The 17,795-nt window shown below is 45.1% G+C and carries 14 protein-coding genes; 12 read left to right on the top strand and 2 right to left on the bottom strand.

Annotation, left to right across the window (positions count from 1 at the left end):
- Nucleotides 1-3: 3 nt before the first annotated feature.
- The 4 genes from AC1RM2_RS01210 to AC1RM2_RS01195 all read left to right on the top strand — a co-directional run bounded on the left by AC1RM2_RS01210 (nucleotide 4) and on the right by AC1RM2_RS01195 (nucleotide 4,591).
- Complete coding sequence (locus AC1RM2_RS01210; protein ID WP_492982577.1) at nucleotides 4-951, top strand: PorP/SprF family type IX secretion system membrane protein; 948 nt, start codon at nucleotides 4-6, stop codon at nucleotides 949-951.
- Nucleotides 952-1,271: 320 nt separating this feature from the next.
- Nucleotides 1,272-2,609 carry an NCS2 family permease gene (locus AC1RM2_RS01205; protein WP_492982575.1) on the top strand — a complete coding sequence of 446 codons (1,338 nt, stop codon included), beginning with the start codon at nucleotides 1,272-1,274 and terminating at the stop codon, nucleotides 2,607-2,609.
- Nucleotides 2,610-2,813: 204 nt separating this feature from the next.
- On the top strand, nucleotides 2,814-3,629 hold the full coding sequence (locus tag AC1RM2_RS01200; RefSeq protein ID WP_492982573.1) for a 5'-methylthioadenosine/adenosylhomocysteine nucleosidase: 816 nt from the start codon (nucleotides 2,814-2,816) through the stop codon (nucleotides 3,627-3,629).
- A gap of 152 nt (nucleotides 3,630-3,781) precedes the next feature.
- Nucleotides 3,782-4,591 carry a patatin-like phospholipase family protein gene (locus AC1RM2_RS01195; RefSeq protein ID WP_492982571.1) on the top strand — a complete coding sequence of 270 codons (810 nt, stop codon included), beginning with the start codon at nucleotides 3,782-3,784 and terminating at the stop codon, nucleotides 4,589-4,591.
- Nucleotides 4,592-4,954: 363 nt separating this feature from the next.
- Here the strand turns inward: AC1RM2_RS01195 and AC1RM2_RS01190 are convergent, their stop codons facing one another.
- Both AC1RM2_RS01190 and AC1RM2_RS01185 read right to left on the bottom strand, forming a co-directional pair.
- Complete coding sequence (locus tag AC1RM2_RS01190; protein WP_492982569.1) at nucleotides 4,955-6,274, bottom strand: SGNH/GDSL hydrolase family protein; 1,320 nt, start codon at nucleotides 6,272-6,274, stop codon at nucleotides 4,955-4,957.
- Nucleotides 6,275-6,294: 20 nt separating this feature from the next.
- Complete coding sequence (locus AC1RM2_RS01185; protein WP_492982567.1) at nucleotides 6,295-7,518, bottom strand: OmpP1/FadL family transporter; 1,224 nt, start codon at nucleotides 7,516-7,518, stop codon at nucleotides 6,295-6,297.
- Nucleotides 7,519-7,750: 232 nt separating this feature from the next.
- On the opposite strand from AC1RM2_RS01185, the gene AC1RM2_RS01180 reads away from it, so the two are divergent.
- From AC1RM2_RS01180 to AC1RM2_RS01145, 8 genes are all read left to right on the top strand, one after another.
- Nucleotides 7,751-8,638 carry a helix-turn-helix domain-containing protein gene (locus AC1RM2_RS01180; RefSeq protein ID WP_492982565.1) on the top strand — a complete coding sequence of 296 codons (888 nt, stop codon included), beginning with the start codon at nucleotides 7,751-7,753 and terminating at the stop codon, nucleotides 8,636-8,638.
- Nucleotides 8,639-9,191: 553 nt separating this feature from the next.
- On the top strand, nucleotides 9,192-10,988 hold the full coding sequence (locus AC1RM2_RS01175; RefSeq protein WP_492982563.1) for an acyl-CoA dehydrogenase FadE: 1,797 nt from the start codon (nucleotides 9,192-9,194) through the stop codon (nucleotides 10,986-10,988).
- Nucleotides 10,989-11,314: 326 nt separating this feature from the next.
- A complete protein-coding gene (locus AC1RM2_RS01170; RefSeq protein WP_492982561.1) occupies nucleotides 11,315-12,058 on the top strand; it encodes an electron transfer flavoprotein subunit beta/FixA family protein in 744 nt (247 codons plus the stop codon).
- Between the two features lie 60 nt (nucleotides 12,059-12,118).
- The gene (locus AC1RM2_RS01165; protein ID WP_492982559.1) at nucleotides 12,119-13,096 is read left to right on the top strand and encodes an electron transfer flavoprotein subunit alpha/FixB family protein; all 978 of its coding nucleotides are present in this window, start codon (nucleotides 12,119-12,121) and stop codon (nucleotides 13,094-13,096) included.
- Between the two features lie 12 nt (nucleotides 13,097-13,108).
- Nucleotides 13,109-13,558 (top strand): acyl-CoA thioesterase, encoded by a 450-nt coding sequence (locus tag AC1RM2_RS01160; RefSeq protein WP_492982557.1) that lies wholly within the window; start codon nucleotides 13,109-13,111, stop codon nucleotides 13,556-13,558.
- Nucleotides 13,559-13,954: 396 nt separating this feature from the next.
- A complete protein-coding gene (locus AC1RM2_RS01155; RefSeq protein WP_492982555.1) occupies nucleotides 13,955-14,218 on the top strand; it encodes an acyl-CoA-binding protein in 264 nt (87 codons plus the stop codon).
- A gap of 711 nt (nucleotides 14,219-14,929) precedes the next feature.
- Nucleotides 14,930-15,382 (top strand): DUF2147 domain-containing protein, encoded by a 453-nt coding sequence (locus tag AC1RM2_RS01150; RefSeq protein WP_492982553.1) that lies wholly within the window; start codon nucleotides 14,930-14,932, stop codon nucleotides 15,380-15,382.
- Nucleotides 15,383-15,411: 29 nt separating this feature from the next.
- Nucleotides 15,412-17,793 carry a 3-hydroxyacyl-CoA dehydrogenase/enoyl-CoA hydratase family protein gene (locus AC1RM2_RS01145; RefSeq protein WP_492982551.1) on the top strand — a complete coding sequence of 794 codons (2,382 nt, stop codon included), beginning with the start codon at nucleotides 15,412-15,414 and terminating at the stop codon, nucleotides 17,791-17,793.
- The last annotated feature ends 2 nt before the right edge of the window (nucleotides 17,794-17,795 follow it).

Genomic DNA, 17,795 nt, shown 5'->3' with positions numbered 1-17,795 from the left:
GGCATGATCCGGGATACGAATAAGATATATAACAACAAGTTTTCCCTGCTTGTTACATTAAGCCTGTGCCTGTTACTTATAGTAACAGGCCACAGCGCTTGTGCCCAGCAGCAAGCCTTTAGTTATACCCAGTACATGGATAACCTAACACCGTTTAACCCGGCCTATTCCCTTTTGGATAAAGCCGGATCGATCCATACCCTGGCACGTAAACAATGGGTGGGTATGGACGGTGCGCCGGTAACCTACCTCATCAACGGAAACCTGCCCATCGAATCTGTTGACGGTGCAGCAGGATTAATTGTATTTGATAACCGGCTGGCAATAGAACACCAGACCGAAGTAAATGCCTATTTTGCAAAAGGCATCCAGCTGGACCCGTATAGTTATTTAGCGGTATCTATCAATGGCGGTATTCGTAACTATGCGGCCAATTATTCTGCATTGGATTCCAACGATCCAACCTTCAGGAACGATGTGAGAGGAACCAAACCCAACATCGGATTTGGCGTAATATATTACACCGGCTGGTATTACCTGGGTATCTCGGCACCCGAGCTTACCATAACCAGTTTAGGAACCGCATCTATACAAAACAATTCCAATTTCAGGAGCCATTATTACTTTTCGGGGGCGTTGCTGACCAATATCAGCGAGGATATTAAATTTAAACCAGCCACATTGGTTGCCTACGCCAAAGGAGTGCCGCTTGTGGCAAATATATCAGGTACAGTGTACATGAAACAGGCATTGGGCATTGGCATCAACTACAGTACTGATAAGGCAATGGCCGGCATTGTTACCATAAATATGAATGCCTTCCATGTAGGTTACAGTTACCAGTTTGGCACCTCATCAGCCAATTTGGGCGGTTTTAATAATGCTACGCATGAAATATCCATTAGTTATCGGTTTGGCAATGGCGCGTCATCCAACCCTAATCTATTGTAGCTACAATTCCCGGCAATCTCTTTTATTAGCCCGAATATTCGTTTTCGGGATGCTGTACCCACCTGCTGAAAAGCTAAATTCATTCTGCAATACTGGTTAAGCATACCGGGCAATCCGTTTAAACATTTTGCCTCATATAATAGCTTTTTAATGCCTCCTATATTGGTAGTTGGGATTTATCGAAAAGCTTAAAATATTCTTTTTAGTAATTATGTAACAAAGCCTTACGGAGCGGAGCCAAGTGCCGTTTCTATCAACAGAGGTATGCCCGCAAGGGACCGCATTGTTTTGCCGTGGCCTGTTGCAGGGCTGTGGTAAAAATGCCTATCTTAGGCATATCATACATTTATAGCTACATGGCAGGTTACTTCGATCTGGAAAAGAACAATACCAACATATCTACTGAAATTATTGCGGGGGCATCGTCGTTTTTGGCTACAGCTTATATTATTGTGGTTAACCCTGCCATTTTAGCGCAGGCGGGTTTGCCTTTCGCCGGTGTGCTTACAGCTACGGTGCTGGTTTCTTTTTTTAGTAGCTTGATGATGGGCCTTTATGCCAAAAACCCTGTTTTGGTTGCACCGGGTATGGGCCTCAATGCTTTTTTTGCTTTTACAGTGGTTTTAGGTATGAAGGTGCCCTGGCCGGTGGCGCTTGGGGCGGTGTTTTGGAGTGGGATTGTGTTTTTGCTACTCTCGGTTTTTAATATCAGGGCGGCTATTGTGAAGGCTATACCCCGGCAACTGCGTTATGCCATAACCGCGGGCATTGGTATGTTTATAACGCTTATTGGTTTTACCAGCGCCAAATTTGTGGCGAGCAATCCGGCTACCATTGTAAGCATTGGGCCGCTTACACCTATGGTGCTTACTTTTTTGTCCGGCTTGGGAGTAACGGCTGTGTTGCTGATGCGTAAGGTAAAAGCCGCCATTTTATTGGGTATTTTGTTTACCACGCTGGCAGCTTATCCGCTGGGACGCTGGTGGGGTGGTACGCAAACGCTGGTGAGTGTACATCATGTGGTGGCCGCGCCCGATTTTAGCCTGCTGCTAAAGCTTGATTTAATAGGCTCTTTTAAATGGGCACTGGCACCGGTTATCTTCGCCTTTGTGTTTACAGATATGTTTGATAGCCTGGCTACGTTTATTGGCCTGGCCGAAGGTGCCAACCTGCTGGATGCCGATGGCGAGCCACGCAACGTGAAGCCTGCCTTGCTTACCGATGCGGTTTCGACAACTATTTCGGGATTGTTGGGTAGTAGTCCGGGTACGGCGTATATCGAGTCGGCAGTTGGCATTAGCGTTGGTGGGCGCACCGGGTTGACAGCCGTGGTGGGCGCATTTTTGTTTTTGCCCTTTTTGTTTTTTTCGCCCTTGCTGGCGGCCATACCGGCTATTGCCACCGCGCCGGCCCTGGTGTTGGTTGGCGCGCTGATGATGGGCGCGGTGCTCAAAATTAACTGGCACCAGGCCGATGATGCCATTCCCTGCTTTTTGGCGATGGTGCTTATTCCTTTTACCTACTCGATTACCCAGGGCATTATATGGGGATTTTTGAGCTTTACCGTTTTAAAAGTTTTTAGCAAGAAAGCCAAAGAGGTAAGCCCCACGCTGTGGGTTATTGACGCGTTTGCTGTGCTTGCACTGATATACATTTAGAAACTGAAAGCCTAAAGCAAAAGGGGTATAGATAGATAACGGTTATTTAAAGGAGAACAGAAGTATAAATAATATCGAAGACAGAATTTCGAATGTTCAACACCGAAGTTTTTCCTTCATTATTCGAAACTGCCTATTCGGAGATGGACGTTAGTCGGCTCATTTCGTTAATTGTTTTTAATAGATAGAATATATACAACTTATATGAAGAAACTACTACTGCTGTTGCCTGTTGTTTTGTTGAATACCTTGATTGCTTTTGCACAACAAAAAGCGCCGGTGACGGCGATACTTGGGGCTTTCGCGCCCGAAATTTCGCTAATACACTCGAGGATGGAGAACCGGAGGGAGGATACTATTCAGCATATACCTTTTACCGAGGGTGTTTTGAACGGCAGACGTGTGGTATTGGCGCAAACAGGAATGGGCAAGGTGAACGCGGCCATTACTACCACACTGGTACTGGAACACTTTAAACCTGCCGAAGTGATTTTTACCGGCATAGCGGGTGGCGTAAATCCGGCGATATCGCCCGGCGATATTGTAATTGGCAGCAAGATTGCCTACCATGATTACGGTATGATAACGCCAGAGGGTATGGTAATAAAACCCACCAAAATACAAAACAGCAGCGCCGAAAACCCCATGTATTTTTTATGCAGTCCGCCGCTTGTTGCCCTGGCGCAGGTTGCCGGCAAGGAAATTAAACTGCAAAACATTGGCACCGCCAGCAATCATACCCCGCAGGTAATTACCGGTACCATTGTTACTGGCGATGTTTTTGTGGCATCCACCGCCGCTACCCAAAACCTGCGCCTTAAACTAAATGCCGATGCCACCGAAATGGAGGGTGCGGCTGTGGCGCAAGCCTGCTACCAGCAACAGGTGCCATTTTTGGTGATCCGCAGTCTGAGCGACAACGCCAATAATGGCGCCCATGACGATGTGGCATCGTTTTATAAGGTGGCAGCCTTTAATTCGGCCACGCTGGTAATGGACATTGTGGGCAGGCTGAAGTAGGGCGGCGTTCAACGAGGTTTCGCAGCGCAGTCGGGTTCGTTAGCGGGTAATACTGTAATAACTTTGGTTTTTACCCTTATTTGCATTAAAGTTAATTATGTTGCTCATCCGTCAGATAATTTCGGTACTATTAATGGCACAAAAAATACACAATGAATTCAGGTATCGATCAAGGTAAGGCTAAAAAAATAGGACTGGCACTTTCAGGTGGCGGTGTAAGGGGCGTGTCTCATTTAGGTGTAATGCAGGCGCTAACAGATTATGGTATTAAATTCTCGCATATATCGGGCACAAGTGCTGGGGCAATTGCCGCGGCTTTTTTTGCAGAAGGATATGCGCCGAAAGAAATATTGCAGATGATTAAAGATAATAGCCTGCTTAAATTACTGCGTCCTTCTTTTGGTGGCGATGGGTTGATCTCGATATTAAAAGCAAGGTTTTTAATATCAAAATATATCCCGCATAATTCCTTCGAAAAGCTTAAAACGCATATCACAGTTTCGGCTGTCGACCTGGGAGAAGCAAAACTGGTTTACTTTACCGATGGGGAGCTGGACATGGCTGTTTTGGCTTCGTGCTGCTTACCCGGAATTTTTAAGCCTATTACCATCAACAACCGGATGTATATAGATGGCGGCATCCTGAATAATTTCCCTGTGGAACCATTAGTGGGCAATTGCGACCTGATCATTGGTTCATCCTGTAACCATTTACCGGTGGTTACCTCTATCAAATCATTTGGTAACCTGGTTGACAGGGCTGCTATGATCGCCATCAACTCGGGGCTTAACACCCACAAAATGTTGTGCGATATAGTTATTGAGCCACACGATTTGGGCGGGTACGGTATTTTTGACACCGATGCAGTAGACGAGATTTTTATGATAGGCTACGAAGAGGGCTTAAAAACCATCAATGGCAACGAAAAGCTGAAAGAACTTATCCTGGCACAAAAGAAGTAAAAACAGAGGCCTTAAAAACAGGATAAGCTACCAATCGCGTTTAACCTTTTTACGCCAATATAATAGCTTTTCAAGGTTGAGATAGGTAACCCCTACGGGGCATAAAAGAAATTTATACAAATATTGCTACAAACAGGTAGCCTCTACGAGGCAGACTATCACCTTTGTGAGTGGGTGTCTTGCCTCGTAGAGGCTACCTGTTTGTAGCAAAAAACAAAAAAATATTTTGCCTCGTAGAGGCTACCCATCTTCCGATATGTAAGCCTTTAAAGGCGATTTTCCATGATAAGCAATTGTGATTTATCAAACGTCTATCAGATGTTCCTCAACTTGCCAACTGCCAACTGAAAACCGCAAACTGCATCAAGGGAATTTGACCCCATTATAATCTGATATGTTTACCCGCGGGATAGACGAATTGTATTTGTCATTAATGGCTTTGATAAATTCATCGGCTACTATAGCATAACCGCGTGGAGTAAGGTGCACCCCGTCCAGCGAGAACAGTCCGCCGCTAATATAATTGGAACTAACGCTTACGCCATCTACAACCAATCCGTTTTGTTTTATATTTCGCAGAAAAGTGTAGGCGTCAAAAATAGCCAGGCCTTTTGCTGCCGCTATCGTTTTTATGGTATTGTTGTATGATGTAACATAGTCTTCGGTAAGTGCAGCCTCTTTTTCATCAAGCACATATTGGTTGTCTATCGGCGTATAAGGGGTTAAGCCATAAGGCAGGTTACCAAAAGGTGTTGTAACCGGCTGGCCAATTTTGCTTGTAGGAAAGGTAAGCACAATAAGGTCATTGGCAGTTGCCGCGCGTGGGGCATAAGTACTGCCCGAAACCAGCGCCTTAATATAAAGCGCCTTGGCAGCAGGGTTTACTTTTTGTACGCCAGCCAGTATAGCCGTAACGGTAATGGTATTAAAATAAGGTATCGATGTTACATCGGGTATTGTCGCCACTACGCCTTTTTGCCCTTTGGAGGTAAGGGTGGTTATCAATACGTTGTATAAATAGGCAAAAGTATTTTTATCAGTTAGCACGTCGCCGGCTCCGCCCGATGTAGCGTAAAGTAAAGCATCATTGTTTCCCAGCCAGTTTGAGAAAAAGGTAAATGGCTTTGCCATCACAAAATCAAGATAAGTGGTGGAGTTTGTTGGCGGATTTCCGGGCAGCAGGCGCTCAAAATATCCGTTAAGGTTGCCATAAGGTGCGTAAGTAATATGCAACAGCTTAATGCCCGGTACACCGTAGTTGTTAATATCGCCCGAGTATTTGGTATATAAAATAACATTACCAAAACCCGGAACAGTTACCTGGCCCCGGATACCCAGGTTTGTGGTAACCGCTGTAGTTATTGGCGTACCATCGGCATTAAAACCGGTTAACGATAAATAGCCCGATCCGTTTGATTGGGAGGTTCCGAACAATGGTTGGGTAAACGTTCCGCCGCCCACTACCTGCATTTGTTTACCAATAATGCTGGGGTAGGATACCTGTTGCCCTGCCAGGTATAAACCACCATCGGCATAGCCTGCAGTAAGCGAATTGCCTACCGATATGTATCGCGAGAAATCGGCCGAGCCGGCAACCGGTTTTGGAGTATGGATTTCGGGCTTGCAGGCACCTAATAAAAGTAACCCTGCAATAATATAAATATGCTGTTTAAGTGTTTTCATGTATTAATTTCTTTTAAGAATTACCAGTGATAAGCCAATGAGATACCAGGAATATACACCTCGGTTTTAAATGTTCCCGATAGCTGCGATTCGATATTGGTTTGGGTACGCTGCATCAGGTGTTCATACTCAAAAGAGATATCTATATCCAGGTGTTTGGCCAATGTATAACCTAAGCCCAGTGTGCCATAAACGCGGTTGGCGTCCGGGGCTTCGGGTGTTACATAACCATCTGAAACAGCCGTGCTGGCATAGCCGCCGCCAAAGCGTAGGGCAAGGTTACTGGTAGCTTTGTATTGCGCGCCACCACGGAAACTATACGCCTGTTGGTAATTCCTGGCCGAGTGGGTATCTTGCAAAGCCGCGGTATTGGTTTTATAATCAAATGATAACGTTTTATAGGCGTCCCAGTTAACTATGTTAACATCAAGCGCCAGGATCCATTTACTACAAGGATAAAACCCAAAGCCGATAGAATTAGTAGCCGGCAATGGAATAGTTGAAGTGAAAGTATTAGGCTGCGGGAAACTGCTTTGTATTGATGCAGGTACTTTAAAAATGGCATTACCACCGGAAATAGTGGTATTTACCTGCGAACGGTGAGTTATCCCAACCGTTACACCCGATTCTGTTTTGATATATATACCGGCATTCCATCCGTAGCCTTTTCCGCTGCCTTTCAATTCGGCCTGGCCCGGTTCACCAGAGCTGTTTGCCAGGGGAATAGCACGTGTAAGGTCAACACTGCCATGGTTATAAACAAAACCGCCGCCAATGCTCAGGAAATCGGCCAGTTTAATGCTTAGCGTAGGTTGAAAATAAATAGCTTTCAGATTAAGGCTTTCCAGTACGTATTTGCCCTGCCAGGTATTGCCCCAATCCGTTAAACCGCCAAAGGGTGTATAAACGCCAAGCCCTAATTTCCAAAAGGACGACTTAGGCCCCCAAACCGCGTAAAACTCGAATGGAGTTGCAATCTTATTGGAGGTTCGGTTTTGAGTTGATGTGCCGGCCGGATTAAAATCAGATTTGAAAAATAACGGGCTTATGCCGCCTTGTATGTAGTTTTCTGGCAGCATGGCTACTGCCCCCGGGTTAAAAAATACAGACGCGCCATCCTGAAGGGTACCCACCCCGGTATGGCCCATACCTATTTGCTTTTGTCCTTCCAGGTTTACCTGGAAACCCTGGGAAAAAGCCGTTAGCGGTGCTATAAAAAGCATCAAAAGTAAAACTTTTCTCATAAAAATATAATTGGTTACAATAGGCAATTGCATGTGGATTACAATTGGAAACTATCGGGAATAAAATTAGTTTGGATTGAAAAGAAAAAAAGGGCTATAATGCGGAGATATTAGTCAAAAAGTCGGATAACGCCTATATTTAAGTTAAGGGGCAAAAAATACTGTAAAACTTTCGCCGTTTTGAGGTCTTTTTTTAAAAATAGAAGAATTAAATAATTATAATTAAATATACATGAGTAATAAGGTTGGACAATTAAGCTTATCAAAATTTGCCGATCTATACGCCGACAAGCTGGCCGGCGCTGATTTTTTTGTTGTTGACGAAAAACAGCTATTAAGTTTGAGCGAATATCCATACCGGTCGGATGGTTATATAATAGGTATCTGCACACGCGGCACGGCCAGGGTTGAAGTTAACCTTCAAATATATGATGCCCGGCCCGATGCCATGCTTTTGGCAACCCCTTTTCATGTTTTACGAATTTATAACAGCAGCGATGACTTTTTATGCCGTTTTGTTGTTTTTAGCAAAGCCTTTTTAACAGAAAACAGCGTCAATAGCCATTTTTTGGAGTCCTTCAGTTATTTTAAAAGCGCATCTATCCCGGTAATTTATCCCGATAAAGCAGATGCCAGGATGATACTGGAGATTTATTTATTGATTCAAAAAAAATTAGACCGTGAGGGACATCCCTACAATGTAGAAATTTCCAGGAGTATTTTGATGACCCTGCTTTATGAAATACAGGCCATTTACGAAAAGCAGCACATCATCATAAAAGGTAAACAAACCCGGAAACAGGAACTGAACGTACTTTTCCAGGAACTGGTTTTTCATCACTATAAAGAACATCGTAACGTGCAGTATTATGCCGATGCGCTGTATGTATCCCCCAAACACTTAACGGAAACCGTTAAGGAAGTTACCGGCAGAACGGCCGGCGAATGGATAGACGATGCGGTAATACTGGAGGCCAAAGTATTACTAAGAAACCACGATGTAAGCATCGCCAGGGTAGCCGAGGATATCCATTTCCCCGATCAGTCCTCCTTTGGCAAATATTTCAAAAAACATGCAGGCATGTCGCCGTCCGATTATAGGGCGGTATCGGCGCATTGAGTTGACTAAGTTGGGTGCATAGGTGTTCGGAAGAAATAAAAAAAGCGGAGGGGCGTGCGATTCCTTCCCTGGGGAAGGGGGAGGTAGGGGTTAAATCGGGCGTTCAAGCCGCTTGCAACCCGCCGCTCGTATAAACCCCTCCCTGCCTTTGCGCTCATTCCAGCCGCACCCCTCCCGTGGGGAGGGAACTAAAAAGTCTTCCGAACACTTAAGGAGTTGGTGCAAATCAAATCCATAAAATCTGATAAATCTGTTTAATCCCGGTTCAGACATGAAGCTGATACGCGACACAACACTCACAATCAACCCAATACAACTTAATCAACTACTCACCTCCAATCCCTCCCCAATCCGACTTTTTGACTAATATCTCCGCATTGCAGCCCTTTCATTAGTTTATCATCGCTGCTAATTTTACTCCTGATTATAAAACCAACTGCAGCCCTTTAAACCAGGGTGCTTGTTACATGCTGATAATTACTGGTATAACATAGTGATTAATAATCGGCTAAATTTTAAAACGGGACAAAACACAACCATTAAATACTTATTTATGAATGCCACTGAACCAATGAAAGCCATAAAAGGAGGGGAGTTTCTGATTAGGGAAACATCTGCCGAAAGCATTTTTATTCCCGAAGAATGGAACGAAGAGCAGTTGATGATTGCCGAAACATGTACCAATTTTCTTGCCCAGCAGGTAACACCCAACCTGCAGCGTATTGACGAGCAGGAGGAAGGACTGATGCGTCATTTAATGGACGAGGCCGGAGCGCTTGGGTTATTGGGCATATCGGTACCCGAAGAATACGGCGGTTTTGGTAAAGATTTTAAAACATCTATGCTGGTTACCGAGAAATTGGGCGCCGGGCATTCGTTTTCAGTAGCGTTTTCGGCACATACAGGGATAGGCACCATGCCGATATTATATTACGGTACCGAAGCACAAAAACAAAAATATGTTCCTAAACTGGCAAGCGGCGAGTGGAAAGGCGCTTATTGCCTAACCGAACCATCTGCGGGGTCGGATGCCAACTCTGGCAAAACAAAAGCAAAGCTGTCTGCTGATGGTAAACATTATCTCATCACAGGTCAAAAAATGTGGATCACCAATGCGGGCTTCGCCGATGTATTTACCGTTTTTGCCAAAATAGATGATGATGAAAACCTGAGCGCCTTTATTGTTGAAAAAGATTTTGAAGGCCTTTCGCTGAATACCGAAGAACACAAAATGGGTATCAAAGGGAGCTCGACCCGCCAGGTGTTTTTTAACGATTGCAAAGTTCCTGTTGAGAACCTGCTGTCCGAACGTCAGAATGGATTCAAGATAGCCGTTAACATATTAAACCTTGGCCGTATCAAATTAGGTGGCGGTACGGTAGGGGCAAGCAAGGATGTGATAACCGCATCAGTACGTTATGCCAATGAGCGCGAACAATTTGGCCGCCAGATTTCAAAGTACGGGGCCATAAGATACAAACTGGCCCAACAGGCTATCCGCACTTATGCTTCAGAATCGGCCGTGTACAGGGCTTGCCAAAATATGGAGGAGGCGACCGAAATGCTGATGGCATCCGGGCTTGATGAAACCAAAGCTAAATTAAAAGGAACAGAGCAATATGCCATTGAAGCGGCAATTCTTAAAGTTCACGCATCCGAAGTTTTGGATTATGTAACCGACGAAGGCGTACAGATTTACGGCGGGATGGGATACAGCGCCGAGGCGCCGATGGACAGGGCGTACCGCGATTCAAGGATCAACCGGATCTTCGAGGGCACTAACGAAATTAACCGCTTGTTAACGGTTGATATGATGCTTAAGCGTGCCATGAAAGGCGAACTTGACCTGATGGGCCCTGCCCAAAAAGTAGCAGGCGAACTGGTAAGCATCCCCGATTTTGGTGCAGCCGAAGACGATGGCCTGTTTGCTAAAGAAAAGAAATACATAGCCAATTTTAAAAAGGCCATATTGATGGTAGCAGGTGGGGCAGTGCAAAAACTGATGACACAATTGGGTAAAGAGCAGGAAGTGCTGATGAACCTGGCCGACATGCTGATAGAGCTTTATGTGAGCGAATCGTTGCAACTGCGGGTAGAAAAGCTGGTTGGTTTACGGGGAGAAGAAGCTTGCAAAGTACAGCTGGATATCATGCGCGTATATATTAACGATGCGGCAGAGCATCTTGCAAAAGCCGGCAGGGAGGCGTTAAACTCGTTTGCCGAAGGTGACGAAAGAAGAATGATGCTGATGGGACTGAAGCGTTTCACCAAAACCGAAGATTTTAATACCACCCAGGCACGCAGGAATGTTGCCGCAAAACTGATAGCCGAAAATAAATATTGTTTTTAAGCCGGCGAAAGCCTTACGAAGTGTTAGAAACTTCGTAAGGCCGGGATTCTGAGGGAGGAACGACGTCTATCGCATGTCGGCGACGACTCACCCCGACATCGCTACGCTTGTCACCCCTCTCTCCGCTTCGCGCATAGAGGGGGCAAATAAAAAAAAATGAGCTTCACCCTCTTTGCGGCTTTAGCCGGAGAGAAGGTCGGCCAGCGCAGTGTAGCCGGGGTGAGTCGTAACCAGCGTTCAACCGAATGTTCGTATAAATCCTAACACGCACGGGCAGCCCGCTCCCCATTATAAACAACATCAACCTAAAAAATAAAAATCTAATAATGAAAGTATTAGTTTGTATAAGCCAGGTACCCGATACCAGTACTAAAATTGTATTAAAAAATAACAGTACCGCCATCAGCAGCGATGGTGTTACCTACATAATTAACCCTTACGATGAATGGTATGCCCTCATCCGGGCAATTGAACTAAAAGAAACCGGTATAGCTACTGAGGTTCACCTTGTAACTGTTGGTTCTGCCAATGTCGAGCCGGTGATCCGGAAAGCCCTGGCATTGGGTGGCGATGAGGCCGTCCGCATTGATGCCGATAGCAATGATTCTTATGAAACCGCCGGTTATATAGCAGAGTATGCTGCCGGGGCCGGTTATGATCTTATTTTATGCGGCAAAGAATCTATCGACTACAATAACGGTACTACAGGCGCTATGTTGGCCGGATTGCTGGATATCAGTTACATTGGTTTTGCAACGGGGATACAAGTGGAAGGCAATACGGCAGTGGTAACCCGTGAAATAGAAGGCGGCGAAGAAACTGACGCCTGTAACTTACCCGTGGTAATATCCTGCCAAAAAGGAGTTGCCGAAGCGCGCATACCCAATATGCGTGGTATAATGGCGGCGCGTACGCGTCCGTTAAAGGTTGTTGTGCCTGTAAAAATAGCACAGCTTACCCAAATATTAGCTTATGAATTACCACCGGCCAAAGCCGGGATAAAGCTTGTAAGTCCCGATGATATGGACGAGCTGGTAGCATTGCTGCATACCGAGGCCAAAGTAATCTGATAGCTGAATTTTCATGCCCGCTACTTGTCGGGCACTTCTCAAACCAAAAAACTTAAAAAAATGTCTGTAGTTGTATTGATAGAACATACCGGGGGAACCATTAAAAAGAAAAATTTTGAGGCGCTACACTATGCCGCGCACGTAGCTAAGCAAACGGGTACCACGGTAACTGCCCTTGTTTTGGGCACCGTTGCCGCTGCTGAAATGGAGAGCCTTGGCGGATATGGCGCTCAAAAAGTTTTACATGTTGCCGATAGTCGTTTAGACGAACTGCATGCACGGGCTTACGCCGGCGCGTTGATAGCTGCAGCGCAAAAGGAGGGGAGTAAAATAATTGTAACGCTTCATGATATCGGGGGCAGGATGGTTGCCCCGCGGGTGGCCGTGAAATTAGGGGCCGGTCTGGTGGCGGGTGCATTGTCGTATCCCGATACCGAAAAAGGATTTGTGATTAAAAAAGCCGTATTCTCGGGCAAAGCTTTCGCCTATGTGAATATTTTAAGCGACGTAAAAGTAATTATGCTGATGCCGAATACTTTCCCGGCAACTAAAATTGAAGGGAAAGCGGTGGTAGAGCAATTCGATGTAAGCTTTGGCGAAGAAGATTTTGGCGTAAAAGTAAAAGCAGTAAATAAAGTGACCGGCGAGGTGGCGCTTGCTGATGCCGAACTGGTTGTCTCAGGCGGACGCGGGATGAAGGGACCCGAAAACTGGGGCATATTAGAAGAGCTGGCAAAAGAACTGGGCGCTGCCACAGCCTGCTCGCGCCCTGTGGCCGATTCGCATTGGCGGCCACATCACGAGCATGTTGGCCAAACAGGCGGTACAGTTCGCCCTAATTTATATATAGCAGTGGGAATATCAGGCGCCATCCAGCACCTGGCGGGCGTTAACGGTTCAAAAACCATCGTAGTGATTAACAAAGATCCCGAAGCTCCTTTTTTTAAAGCTGCCAATTACGGTGTTGTGGGCGATGCAATGGAGATTTTACCAAGGCTGACAGCAGCCGTCAGGAAGTTTAAGCAACAGCATAAATAAAACAATAGGGTTATGGAATTTTTTTATGAAGGCCAGGTACTCTGGTCGCAAATAGATTCAAACCAGCACATGCGGCACTCCGCTTATGCCGATTTTGCAGCACAGGCACGTATAACCATGCTGGAAAACCTGGGTTTAAAACTTCCCAAGCTTTACGAATATAAAATAGGGCCCGTACTGTTCAGGGAAGAATTGATTTACCTGCGCGAAATTGGCATTAACGACCTGATCCGCGTAAGCTGCGAACTTATAAGCTCGCGGCCCGACGGTTCCCGCTGGGCAATCAGGCACGAGTTATACCGTGGCGATGGCGTTAAAGCCGCAGTAGTAAATGCCGAAGGTGCCTGGATAGATATGGAAAAACGCAGGCTTGCCATATTGCCGGCAGAACTAAGCCAGATGTTTATGAATGCACCCCGGGGTAGTGATTATATTGAAGAACGTAAACCTGCAGGTGATTAAAATTTTCAAAATGATTTCCGCACTTTAAATCTGGAAAAAAGTTCGATTCCGAATTTATATCGGGTGCGAAGCTAAATCTCCCTTACCGGCTATCATGTACCCACATCTTTTTAACAAAATAAAATTGTCATACGATAGAGCCTGAAGGGGAAGGAGGGAGGCGCGAAAGAGAAATCTTGTACGCCCTGCATCACGACCAGCCCATCGGAATGCAGGGCGTACAAGATTTCTCCTCACCCCCTGTGCACAAGCCCCTTCTGGTTCGCTCGAAATGACATTCGGTTTTATTAATTGATAAGATTCAAAAGGTGTGGGTACACGATAGACGGGAAGGGAGGGATAAAGAGGGGGTTTGGCGGAAATTATTCCGACACATTTATAAATTAATATTTTACCATGACTGATTTAAAAAACACCTTTGAAAAAGCGGTTGCCGAAAGCAAACAACTGCCATCAAAACCGGATAACGAAACACTGTTAAGCTTATATAGCCTATACAAACAGGCAACAGAAGGCGATATTAATACTCAAAATACTCCGGGTATGTTTGATTTTGTGGCCAAAGCAAAATATGACGCCTGGCTAAAACTGAAGGGTATGGCTGCCGATGTTGCAATGCAGCTATATATTAATTTAGTAGCAACCCTGAAAGGCGGATAGTCTTGAGTTGGAAGTCTTAGGTTCTAAGATGCTATCTGAATATAAAAAACATACTGTTATTGCTTCGTGCCACCCGTCATGCATTGGGATTTACATAAACATTCGTTTGAACGCTGGCTAAGACTCACCCGGTCGAGGCTACGCCCGACCACCCTCTCTTCACCTGCGGTGGAAAGAGGGTTTTTGTATGTAATTATTTTATAATCAGATATTTGTAAATATAAATTTCCAAAACCCTCTTTGCGGCGCAGCCGGAGAGAGGGTCGCCGGCGTAGCCTGGCGGGGTGAGTCGTAACCGACATGCGATATACGTCATTCTTTCTTTATCAGAAGTATAAAAAGCATTAGTAAGCCAAATTTAAACAGCCTTTAATCCAAAAATGACACTTCCGACTTAAGACTTCCGACTTAAGACTTAATATTATTTAATAGCGCAATTATCAAACAAAAGAGGCTAACTTTAATTTCCGAAATATTGACAAATGTTTCCGTCGTTTTAACCTTTGTTAAGCGCCGCATAAGCTGATATTTGTTATTATAAACCATCCCGTTAATTAGCGGGGCTAAATTATTTTAATCATTTTATAATTCTACCTGTTTCTTATGGAGAGACGGCTTCTGATGCCGGGATTGCTATTTTGTAAATCTTAAAAGCATGGATATGCCTCAAAAAAAAGGAATGGTTTTTTTGTAAAAATAACACCTGAAGCAATGTCTGTATCAAAAAAACAACCTATCCGTTTTGCACTAATCCTGCTAACTCTGTTATCGGTAAGCGTATGCGTAAAAGCGCAGGCAGACAGAATTGAGGGCATGTGGTATAACGATGTAAAAAGTGCTAAAATTCAAATCACAAAAGAAAACAATGGTAAGTTTTATGGTAAGGTGGTGTGGCTTAAAGAACCCCTTAAAAACGGCAAACCAAAAGTTGACGAAATGAATGTTGACGAAAAATTGCGCACAAGGCCCCGGTTGGGCTTACCTGTATTGGCCGGTTTTGAAAAAGATGGCGAGGACAAGTATACAGGCGGCACCATTTACGATCCGCTAAACGGTAAAACATACTCCTGCAAAATAACTTATAAAGGCAAAACCTTAGATATCCGCGGCTACATCGGCATTTCGCTGTTTGGGCGTACCACTACCTGGTCGCGGGCCGAATAAATTAAAAATTTAATAAACAAGCTTTACTAATGGATGCTAAACGAATTATAAAAAAAGTTGCAGTACTGGGGTCGGGAGTGATGGGCAGCCGCATAGCCTGCCATTTCGCAAATACCGGTGTACAGGTGCTGTTGCTTGATATTGTGCCTAAAGATGCCCCGCCGGAGGATAAAAAAGCCCGGAATAAAATTGTTAATGATGCGCTGGATTTTGCCTTAAAATCCAATCCATCGCCCATTTACCTGAAAGCTTTTGCCAAACGCATCACTACCGGGAATTTTACCGATGATATGCCCAAAATTGCCGATTGCGATTGGGTTATAGAGGTGGTTGTTGAACGGCTTGATATTAAACGCCAGGTATTTGAAACGGTAGAAAAATACAGGAAACCCGGCACGCTCATTACATCAAACACATCCGGCATCCCCATACATTTAATGGCCGAAGGCAGGAGCGATGATTTCAAAAAGCATTTTTGCGGCAGCCACTTTTTTAACCCGCCCCGGTATTTAAAATTATTGGAGATCATCCCCATAAAAGAAACACTGGTTAGCGTAGTTGACTTTTTGATGGACTATGGCAGCAAGTACCTTGGCAAAACCACCGTTTTGGCTAAAGATACCCCTGCATTTATAGGCAACCGCATTGGGGTGTTCAGCATCATGAGTGTGTTGCAATACGTAGAGAAAACCGGCATGACGGTCGAAGAAGTTGATAAGCTAACCGGGCCGGTAATAGGTCACCCTAAATCGGCAACCTTCCGCACCAATGATGTGGTAGGCTTAGATACCATGGTACACGTTGCCAACGGCCTTTATCAAAACGCCCCGGATGATGAGGCAAGAGAGTTATTTAAGGTGCCATCATTTGTAGATGGCATGGTGAAAAATAACTGGCTAGGAAGTAAAACAGGCCAGGGTTTTTATAAAAAGGAGAAAGTTGACGGCGTAAACCAGTTTTACGCGCTCGATTTAAAAACGCTGGAATACAAGCCTTCTCAAAAAGTGAAATTCGCCTCGCTGGAAACTACCAAGGCAATTGACAGTCTTCCGGCCCGTTTGAAAATATTAATCGCTGCAAAAGATAAAGCCGGGGATTTTTACCGGGCAACTTTTTACGAGTTATTTGCTTACGCCGGCAATCGTATTCCCGAAATAGCCGACGAGCTTTATAAAATAGATGCAGCCACAAAGGCCGGCTTTGGCTGGGAAATGGGCCCTTTTGAAAAATGGGACGCGCTGGGTGTTGAAGATACGGTAAAAGCCATGGAAGCAGCGGGCAACAAACCTGCCCAATGGGTATATGATATGCTTGCCGCCGGTGCAAAAAGCTTCTACAAGATTGAGAACGGCAAACGCTTGTATTACGATATTCCGGCTAAAGACTATAAAACCATTCCGGGAACCGAGGGACTTATTTTGCTGGATACCATCCGCGCCACAAATACCATATGGAAAAACAGTGGAACTACCATTACCGATATTGGCGATGGTATATTGAACCTGGAATTCCATACTAAAATGAATACCATAGGCGGCGAGGTAATTGAAGGCATTAATAAAGCTATTACCCTTGCCGAAACCAGCTATAAAGGCTTGGTAATATCAAACGAAGGAGCCAATTTTAGCGCCGGGGCAAATGTAGGTATGATATTTATGATGGCGGTTGAACAGGAGTTTGATGAGCTGAATATCGTTGTCAAAACCTTCCAAAATACCATGATGCGGATCCGTTATTCGTCTATCCCGGTTGTGATAGCCCCTCACCAGATGGCTTTAGGCGGTGGCTGCGAAATGTGTTTGCATGCCGATAAAGTTGTAGCCCATGCCGAATTGTATATGGGTTTGGTTGAATTTGGCGTTGGTTTGATACCGGGCGGCGGCGGAACAAAAGAATTTGCCCTGCGGCTTTCGGATGAATTACAGGAAGGCGATGTTGAGCTGAATAATTTCCGCGATAGGTTTTTAACCATTGGCCAGGCAAAAGTATCCACATCGGCTTATGAGGCTTTTGAATTCGGGTACCTTAAAAAGGGAAGGGATGTAGTAGTGGTATCGCGCGACAGGTTACTTGCGGAAGCAAAGCAGCAATGCCTGCAGATGGCAAATGAAGGATATGTGCAGCCTATCCCGCGCAGCGATATCAGGGTATTGGGCAAGCAGGCCCTCGGCCTTGGGTATGTGGGTGCCAATACGATGTATAGCGGCAACTACATCAGCGAACATGACGTAAAAATATCCCAGAAGCTGGCCTATGTGCTTTCGGGAGGTGATCTGTCTCAACCCTCGATAGTAAGCGAAGAGTATTTGCTGAACCTGGAGCGCGAAGCCTTTATTTCGCTTTGCGCCGAAAAGAAAACGCTTGAGCGGATCCAATCTATTTTAACAGGCGGAAAAGTGTTAAGGAACTAAGT

It is taken from the genome of Mucilaginibacter sp. GW822-FHT03E02 (genome assembly GCF_058801545.1).
Note: the sequence above shows the minus strand (reverse complement) of the source record. Positions and strands in the feature narration are given on the sequence as shown.